We start from the raw sequence: 7594 nt of genomic DNA, 5'->3' as shown, positions 1-7594 counted from the left end.
CAGGCAACCATCCTCAAGCGTGGCGCCATGGATCACGGCCCTGTGACCCACGGTGACATCAGCACCGAGGCGCACCGGCTGCCCCGGATCGCCATGGAGCACGGCACCGTCTTGAACATTGCTGCCCGCTCCGATGCTGATCTTCTCGAGATCACCGCGTGCAACGGCTGTGGGCCAGAGGCTGCTGCCCGCTGCCATCTGCACATCGCCAATCACAACAGCGGATTCAGCAACCCAGGCGTTGACATCGATCTGGGGATCGGGCCAGGGCTTAGAGCCAGTCATGACCATGGTTCAGCAGCCACCAGTCTCTCCAGCGACTTGAGTGATAACCTCATTTGGTGCCGAAACGGCATGCCCAAGCGGGCACGGGTCGCTAGCTCAGCGGTAGAGCATCCGGCTTTTAACCGGCTGGTCCTGAGTTCGAATCTCAGGCGACCCATATCCAAAATTGATGTCGTCTCATGACTCAACTGAGCCGATGACCGAACGGCTGTTAGAAAGCCCTGAATTTCTGATCAAGCCAACAGTTCAGATGGCGTATTTCGCGTTCTTTGGCGTCACGATTCTTCTGGCTTTGCTGGTTGGTTTGTTTTCTCGAGTCGCCGCAGAGCGCTATTGGATGTGATCAGCGGCAGAGGCTTCAGCGGCCGTGGCTGAGGTTGATCTCGCTGTTGTCGGTGCAGGACTGGCTGGTTGCAGCCTGATTGGCCGGCTCCAGCAGTTGGGATCAGATCCCAACATTGCTTTAATTGAGGCGGGATGGGGGCCAGGTGGCCGGACGGCAACCCGCAGGAGACGGGAACAAAGCTGCTGGCTACTCAACCATGGAGCACCGGGCTTTGCTCTCAGTGAATCCATGCCGGAGGGAATGAACGCGCTGCTTGAGCCGTTGCGCTCAGCCGGTATTCTTCAGCGTGACGAACGAGCTGTGCTTTCGCTCGACGCCCAAGCAGGTTTATCGCCAGCCGACAGCCCTGAAGCCTGTCCAGATGGGGGTTGGTGGCATGGGATTCCCTGCATGGCCAGCATCTGCGAGGCGCTGCTCGATGCTGCTGGCTCCGTGCAACTGAGCCCCCAGTTCGAAACCCGCGTGCGCTGGCTGGAGCGACGCCAGGATCATTGGCTGCTGGAGAACGAGGATCGGACCTGGAGCCTCAGGGCCAAGCGCCTTGTGCTCAGTGGAACCCTGCTGGCCCATCCCCGCTCCCTGAAGATGCTGGCCTGGAACGACGTCCCCCTGCGCTCAGCTGTTGCAGAGAGGGTGGACATTGGCTTCGATGCGGCACTGAGCCTGCTGCAACACAGCCAAGCCGAGGTGCGCTGGAACCTGATGGTGGACCTGGGCATGCTCGCGCTCAACGGTGAAAAGCTGCCGGCTCAGATCTGGTTGAACGACGCCGCCAAAGCGCGCTGGAAGGTAGAACGCCTCGTGCTGCAGCCACAAAGCGATGGTCGCTGGGGGCTTGTGGTGCATGGCTTGGATTCCGGGGAAGCGATCACGCCCGAAAGCCAGGGCCGCCTGCTGGCTCAGGAGCAACAGCGTCTGCTGGAGCTGTTGCCCGAACTGCTGCAAGCCCTGCCGGTTGTTTCAGCTGCGTTGAACCAGGCGACGCCGTTGGGGGTGATGCGCTGGGGCGCCTCACGGCCACTCAACAACCCGCTGCCAGCAGAGCTGCAGTGGTGCCCCACCAGCGCCGTGGGGTTCTGTGGCGACTGGATCGCAGGGCCTGGCTTCGGCAGAGCAGAGGGAGCGATCAGCAGCGGCGTCAACCTCGCTGAACAGCTGCACGCTGACCGCTAATCTCTGTGTGCGCCGGGGAGTGGCGCAGTTTGGTAGCGCGCTTGCTTTGGGAGCAAGATGCCGCAGGTTCGAATCCTGTCTCCCCGATGCGATCAGAGACCAGTCCCCAGCTGGTGCTTAAGCCGTCCCGCAAGGGGCGGTTTTTTATTGCTCATGCCAACAGTGAATCCTGCGCGGGTGGCTCAGATGATCTCTTTACGGCCATCCTTGATCTTGGCTTTGGCTGATACGAGACCAAAAATCAGCAGGATCAGAAGGCCCGCGTTCACGCCAACGAAAAACATTGTGTCCATGACTTCAAGATGGCTTTACTCGTAATAAGGAACAGAGAGCAAAGCAGCCCATCGATCAAAAGACTCATTCAGCCCCGAAGAAAGATGAAGCCTTGAGATGATCTTGGAAGATCTGGCGAGACCAGCTACGGTTGCAAACCGCCATCGCCATCACAATCAGCGCAGTCTTTCCCCTGCAGCTGTTGCAGTCGTGCCAAGAGCTCTGGATCACCAACAATCTGCCGACGGCATCCGTCTTCACCCATATAAGTCAGATGCCCATCGGCATCGATGACCAGGGCGGTCATGGGGGTGACTGGAGACGACTCGTCGATGGCGATGTGCTCCCCGTTCAGATCAAGCCAGTCTGCGTCCTCTCAACGCTCAAGCCCAAAGCCATGACCAAACCAGACAGGGGTGGCCAGCCGCCAGGGCAGCTTTCCTCTATGAAAGGTTCGATGGACTGGATCCTTTCCGAACGCGTGACTGATCAACAAGGCAAAGACAGGACCTACTGGATTGACGAGATCGCCTTCCTGGAGGCACGGTTGAACGGCAGTCAAGTGATATTGACAGCGAAAACCGGGCGGCTTGCGAGGAAGCCCTGAAGGCAGCGAAAGCGAACTTGGCAGCCTCTCACTGAACACGGGGCTGACCATAGCCCGAGCCACATCTATGGTTTGGAGGTGAGAGGGAGACCTCTTCGGGCGTGGTTGCTTGATTTGGTGGGTGGTGTCACGACCTACTGCCTCTCTCACACCTCTTCGTCAAGTCTGATCAAGGCCTCTCTCATTGGCATAACTCTTATAGTGATCGGGAAATTCATCTGCCAGCCGGGCAAGTACATCACGAGACGAGGCCATTTGCTCGTTAACTTCATCAAAAACCGAGGCAAAACAGCTCTCACACTTGATTTCAAAACAAAGCTCTTCCCAGCTCGTTTCTTGATGATTGGAACTGGCCACAAACTCATTGAAAGTCACGCGCAACAAACTGCTCTGCTTAGGGCAAGCTTAAAGCCAATGGCGTTAATCAATTCGAAGCCGAATGAAAACAGGAATGCCATAACCAGATGGGCCAAGGCTGTGGTGGCGCAAAATCGAAGGATGAAAAGGCTGCTTCAACTGCTTCAACGATGGGCTGGCAAACGGGAGGAACCCCCATTGCACACCCCCCGAAGAGTTGAAGTGCTTTAAAACAGATGCGATCGACAATCGCGGCAAGCACTACTTGATGCAGGGAGCAACTGAACTGGCACTATTCGCCCTCGCATTTATCGGGCTCCAGCTCTGGTGGCTCAGCAAGATCTTTTTGAATCGACCTCGGCAGCCAAGGCCGCTTGGCCAACCGATGAGGGCGAATTCCCTCCAGAACGAGCGAACCACCCTGCAAAAAATCTTTGATCAATCCTGATTACCGCCAACCCTTGGGATCGGACTAGGGACAAACACCGATGCCTGATGCGATCTGAACAATCAGCGTGGTGCATCAGCAACAACAGCCATGGCACTAATTTGTTGTGCAGACTCCGATCACATGCACTCGAGCCTGAGAGGGGACTGCTCCCAGTGCAGCAAGCAGAGGCGTCTATGGACCCCCCAGGCGTTATCAGAACAGATCAAGCCAACGCCGATCAACACCAAGGAGTGACCACCATGGCCTTTGAAGCTCCCCCCAGCAGCAGGACATCAGTGCATCAGTTGTGGTGACATCAAACCTCTGAATTTCTTTGGCTTGGATCAACAGGAGTACCGTAACTATGAATCAAGACGACGCCAACAGGCCATGAAACAAAACGCCAATAATGTAGTCGAGGAGCCTTGAATCAAACCGAGCCTCAATAAGCATATGCACGAATGTTCAATTGATATCCATGGGCTATGACATGGGTAGAGTTGCAAAGAAGCATCATGGGCAAGGTTCTTTCAACAGCAAAATGGTCGTTGGATCTACTTGGCCAACGCATCACTGCCCTTCGTCTTAAAAAGAGCTTTTCAGAATCAAGGATTTACAGCGACTGGGCTTATGACGAATCACAGATGAAAGAGGCCGGTTTTGGCAAGCGTGAGCAGAAATCTCATCTCGAATACGATTGCTGAAGCCACAAGCTGATTAACCAAGGTCAAAGACAGCAGCTTAACAGGCGTCAAACCAACGCATTCAATGGCGAACTGACCACTTTGGGGGAGATTGGCAATTTGAGTCCAAGTCCCCTAGAACGCTGTTCAGCATCGTTGTTGTGATGGCCTTGATTCCCCGCTGGCAGTACATGACTGACAGCAGCAAATCCATGGTGAAACGATCTACGATCACACTTGTGGTCATCCTGATTGGATTAACACTGCTGCGCGCAATCTTTCCTTGGATCCTGCTCGGCCTGGCCCTCTATGGTAGCTGGTGTCTGTTGAACCGGAAATAACCGATGAGCGAAGACCCAGCCCAAGCCAGACGAACGCTCTATATCTGGGCCCTAGACCTCAACGTTGTCGCTTGGGGTGGATACCTTTATCTGACCAAGGTGATGGGAATCGATTTTGAATCGATTCAGCAAGCCAGACTTGCTGGTTAAGACTGACTTTCTTGAACGAGGGCTCTGCTCTGAACAACAGCGCTAAGCGTCAGGGCACAATTCGTGCAGTAACAATGCAAGAATTACAGGTGCAGATGCACAGCTGACCTGATCCAACCGCAGCTGACCTGATCCAACCGCAGCGGGCTTGATCCACGAGACACCAAGGGTATAAATCGTTCGGTGCAGACAAAAAGCCGCCCCATCCCTGGAGCGGCTCAATAGCCAAGGCAATCCCCATCACCCGGCGATCTGCACCAATCTTTGATGCAATAAAAAAATAATACCCACCAAGCACCAGATGTAGTGGATGTCAACACTCACTTAAGACTCTGGTGAACATCCATGAAGAGGCCAGATTAGACAACAGCAGCGCTGCATCTAGCGCTTGGAAGCCTGCTTTAGGGAGACACTAAATCTGGAACAGGAGGTCAAAAACCCTCGGAATTGCGATGCTTCATGCTGGAAGACATCCTTAAAGGAGAAGTCATGATTTCTGGCCCATCCTGCCCATTGCACTTGGGAGTTCTCGACAGTCCTGACTATTGGACTGATGACGCACTCATGTCTGTAGTGCGTCGATTGAATCCAGAGGAACTTCACCACGTGGCCGTCGGATCCCAACAACGAAGGGCTCGAGAACGCAGTGTTCGCAACACCCCTTGATTCAACTCCGGCGGCTGAACCCAGCCAGGAATTGATGGAACTGCGCGAACAACTTGTCGACCCAGGTGCCTGATCGTCGACCAGCAGGCCGCTGCAACGCCGAGGCATGCAGCATCGGCCCGTTGGGGCCATACCCCTCAAAGGCAATCAAGGCGTCTTGGACTCCCTGCAGCTCCTGGTCGATTCGACGGGAGGAGAAGCGGCCGTGGGTTCGGTTTCGCGACGTTGACATGGCTGGGGCAAATGCACCTACCTCCGGATTTGGCCCCGGATCGACCCGCTTGGCATCAGTTGGTGATGCTTCCTAGAGAACCGAAGGCCCAACCATTTACAAACCGTTACAAGGGCCTTAGTATTTCGCAAGTTTTCAACGAATGATGGCTTCTTCCGCTCCTAACGACGACTGGTTCCAAAGCGCTGCAGCAGCTCAAATTCGCAGTGAGCGTTTCGAGCGAGCAGAGCTCCTCAATGGCCGCGCTGCAATGATCGGTTTTGTGGTGGGCGTGCTGACGGAAGCCTTGACGGGGCACGGGATTGTCAGTCAGGTCACTTTTGGCGTGTTCGGCTGCAACTGAACCGATCAGCTACCGCTGAGATCGTCGGGGAGTGCACTTGAAACCCTGCACTCCCCGACCCATTGGTCGTGGCCAAGCTCTGACAAAACCTTTTTTTGGTTAAAATGCTTGATGTTGCAGGCGTTTTGCGATAAAAAGTTATGAATCGGTTATGAGGTGATGAAGACAAGCACTGCCCATTCGCGCCTCGAGTCCCTCCAGCTCGCTGCAGAGGAGTGTCTGACCCGCGATGAAGCCCAGAAGATTCTGAGGAAGGCTGGCAAGGCCCACGCCAAGCTTGAGTCCTCCGCAGCACCCTTCCATCGTCCCAAGAACTGACGGGTTACTCCACCCCGCTCGAACTCGGCGACCGGTTCCATCGACAGTACTGACATCTCAATAAGACGCCGCTCCTTTTCATTCACAGAACGAAGGGCGTCCCGTTGAGGGGTGGAGCGTGCCGGGGCAAAAGGCTGAAGGGTGCAGATAGATCGTAGGCGGGTGGAAGGTTTCACACACGCGCACATAACGCTGATCCTGGGCGATCGCCTGACCTGCAATCCAGATATCGACAGAACCGGACACCAGCTCAATCAGGGGAGGACGGGCAAAGCTCGAAACCTTTTCAACGGGTCTCATCGTCTATCCCATGTCGAGCAGATAGCGCATGACGGCAACCCGATGGAATACAGCAATGCCTTCGGTGGAGTCGGGGCCCGATCAACGCCTCGGGAACACGATGAATGCGAGTGATGGGTTTGATCTCATAGGTCGTCCCCTCGGGAGCACCGGTACCGCGACTGTGGTCCCAGATCCCACTGGCATTACCCTTGTAATACCCCGCCACCTGCGATAGGTGCGCATAGCAATTGGGCCCCATGCGACAAATCACGATGGCTAAACAAGCATCGAAATCGTCGGATGAGAGCACATTGATCCCATCACGGACAGCACGTTCGTCGACACCGAGAACCATGTCCTCGAGAGCTGTTTCACCCGTCAATTGCCAGCAACAGATGGTTACGGTGTCGTGTTGGCTCACTTTCTGCGGGTGAGGTCACCGAAATCGTCATCGTTGGGCTGCAGAAATTGCCAAACGACAGGAACTGTTAGGGCGACCGTCAGGCCAATGGTGACCCAGATCGCTGTTGTGTAGTCACCCACGCCATGTCCCCAATCCTGCGGACCTTAACCAGTCTGGGCTGCAGAAACAGCGAACACGCGAGTCACACCTGGACATGTCCTCACCCCAACCTGGTCATCCTTCACAAGGCCGCTGCCACCACACTTCATTTGGGGGACGAGATACCCCTCACACACGGACCAAGGGCTTCCGGAGCATCCGAAGGTCTTTTCATCAAGGTCTAAATAAGTCTACCAAGCCTCATAGTGAGACAACTAAGCAATCCTTAAGGATTGCCGGATGGGTCACTTCGCAATGCAGCTCAGCGCGCAGGAGATCAAGCAGAGCCATCTGCACAACCTGCAGAGCTGCATCAGCGAACTGAACACCAGTGGCTTCAACGACTGGTTGATGCATCAACAGCCTGCCTGACCCTTGAATGGGGCTGAGCTATCCCGGGTGAGACAACCCTTTACCGCTTCCGGTCGTTTACCATCTGCACTAATCTGCGCCGCTGCCGAGCACCCATCGCTTTCCGATGGCGAGGTTCCGCATGCTGCATCAACTACTGCTGGAGCAGGGCGATGTTCAAGGGCCGACGAGGTA

12 protein-coding genes and 2 tRNA genes are annotated in these 7594 nt (G+C 55.4%); 10 read left to right on the top strand and 4 right to left on the bottom strand.

What is annotated here, in order from left to right; all coding sequences use genetic code 11:
- Window positions 1–285 (bottom strand): gamma carbonic anhydrase family protein (locus tag ACGVJ8_RS06735; RefSeq protein ID WP_392346607.1); only part of this gene is annotated, 285 nt, incomplete at its 3' end.
- An 85-nt stretch (window positions 286–370) separates the two neighbouring features.
- On the opposite strand from ACGVJ8_RS06735, the gene ACGVJ8_RS06730 reads away from it, so the two are divergent.
- From ACGVJ8_RS06730 to ACGVJ8_RS06710, 5 genes are all read left to right on the top strand, one after another.
- A tRNA-Lys gene (locus tag ACGVJ8_RS06730) sits at window positions 371–442 on the top strand.
- A 39-nt stretch (window positions 443–481) separates the two neighbouring features.
- Window positions 482–628, top strand: coding sequence for a hypothetical protein (locus tag ACGVJ8_RS06725; RefSeq protein WP_392346605.1), 147 nt, complete (start codon window positions 482–484; stop codon window positions 626–628).
- 24 nt (window positions 629–652) lie between these two features.
- Complete coding sequence (locus ACGVJ8_RS06720) at window positions 653–1804, top strand: NAD(P)-binding protein (protein ID WP_392346604.1); 1152 nt, start codon at window positions 653–655, stop codon at window positions 1802–1804.
- A 13-nt stretch (window positions 1805–1817) separates the two neighbouring features.
- Window positions 1818–1891, top strand: a tRNA-Pro gene (locus ACGVJ8_RS06715).
- 460 nt (window positions 1892–2351) lie between these two features.
- Window positions 2352–2684, top strand: coding sequence for a hypothetical protein (locus ACGVJ8_RS06710; RefSeq protein WP_392346602.1), 333 nt, complete (start codon window positions 2352–2354; stop codon window positions 2682–2684).
- Window positions 2685–2843: 159 nt separating this feature from the next.
- On the opposite strand, the gene ACGVJ8_RS06705 is transcribed toward ACGVJ8_RS06710, so the two are convergent.
- Window positions 2844–3059, bottom strand: a complete 216-nt coding sequence (locus tag ACGVJ8_RS06705) for a hypothetical protein (RefSeq protein WP_392346609.1) — start codon at window positions 3057–3059, stop codon at window positions 2844–2846.
- 927 nt (window positions 3060–3986) lie between these two features.
- Here ACGVJ8_RS06705 and ACGVJ8_RS06700 point away from each other — a divergent pair.
- Complete coding sequence (locus tag ACGVJ8_RS06700) at window positions 3987–4175, top strand: hypothetical protein (RefSeq protein WP_392346600.1); 189 nt, start codon at window positions 3987–3989, stop codon at window positions 4173–4175.
- Between the two features lie 143 nt (window positions 4176–4318).
- Complete coding sequence (locus tag ACGVJ8_RS06695) at window positions 4319–4495, top strand: hypothetical protein (RefSeq protein WP_392346598.1); 177 nt, start codon at window positions 4319–4321, stop codon at window positions 4493–4495.
- Window positions 4496–5312: 817 nt separating this feature from the next.
- Here ACGVJ8_RS06695 and ACGVJ8_RS06690 read toward each other — a convergent pair.
- Window positions 5313–5543 carry a hypothetical protein gene (locus ACGVJ8_RS06690; RefSeq protein WP_392346596.1) on the bottom strand — a complete coding sequence of 77 codons (231 nt, stop codon included), beginning with the start codon at window positions 5541–5543 and terminating at the stop codon, window positions 5313–5315.
- Window positions 5544–5688: 145 nt separating this feature from the next.
- Here ACGVJ8_RS06690 and ACGVJ8_RS06685 point away from each other — a divergent pair, with 145 nt between their 5' ends.
- Window positions 5689–5886: a chlorophyll a/b-binding protein gene (locus tag ACGVJ8_RS06685; protein ID WP_392346594.1), complete on the top strand. Its 198-nt coding sequence runs from the start codon at window positions 5689–5691 to the stop codon at window positions 5884–5886.
- A gap of 159 nt (window positions 5887–6045) precedes the next feature.
- On the top strand, window positions 6046–6204 hold the full coding sequence (locus ACGVJ8_RS06680) for a hypothetical protein (protein ID WP_392346592.1): 159 nt from the start codon (window positions 6046–6048) through the stop codon (window positions 6202–6204).
- A 78-nt stretch (window positions 6205–6282) separates the two neighbouring features.
- Here ACGVJ8_RS06680 and ACGVJ8_RS06675 read toward each other — a convergent pair whose 3' ends face one another.
- Window positions 6283–6504, bottom strand: coding sequence for a DUF427 domain-containing protein (locus ACGVJ8_RS06675; protein ID WP_392346590.1), 222 nt, complete (start codon window positions 6502–6504; stop codon window positions 6283–6285).
- A 784-nt stretch (window positions 6505–7288) separates the two neighbouring features.
- Here ACGVJ8_RS06675 and ACGVJ8_RS06670 point away from each other — a divergent pair.
- Window positions 7289–7420: a hypothetical protein gene (locus tag ACGVJ8_RS06670; RefSeq protein ID WP_392346588.1), complete on the top strand. Its 132-nt coding sequence runs from the start codon at window positions 7289–7291 to the stop codon at window positions 7418–7420.
- Window positions 7421–7594: the final 174 nt, after the last annotated feature.

The organism is Parasynechococcus sp., assembly GCF_042954245.1.
Lineage (GTDB): Bacteria > Cyanobacteriota > Cyanobacteriia > PCC-6307 > Cyanobiaceae > Parasynechococcus.
The sequence above is the reverse complement of the archived record's forward strand: the minus strand, read 5'-3'. Positions and strand labels throughout refer to the sequence as shown.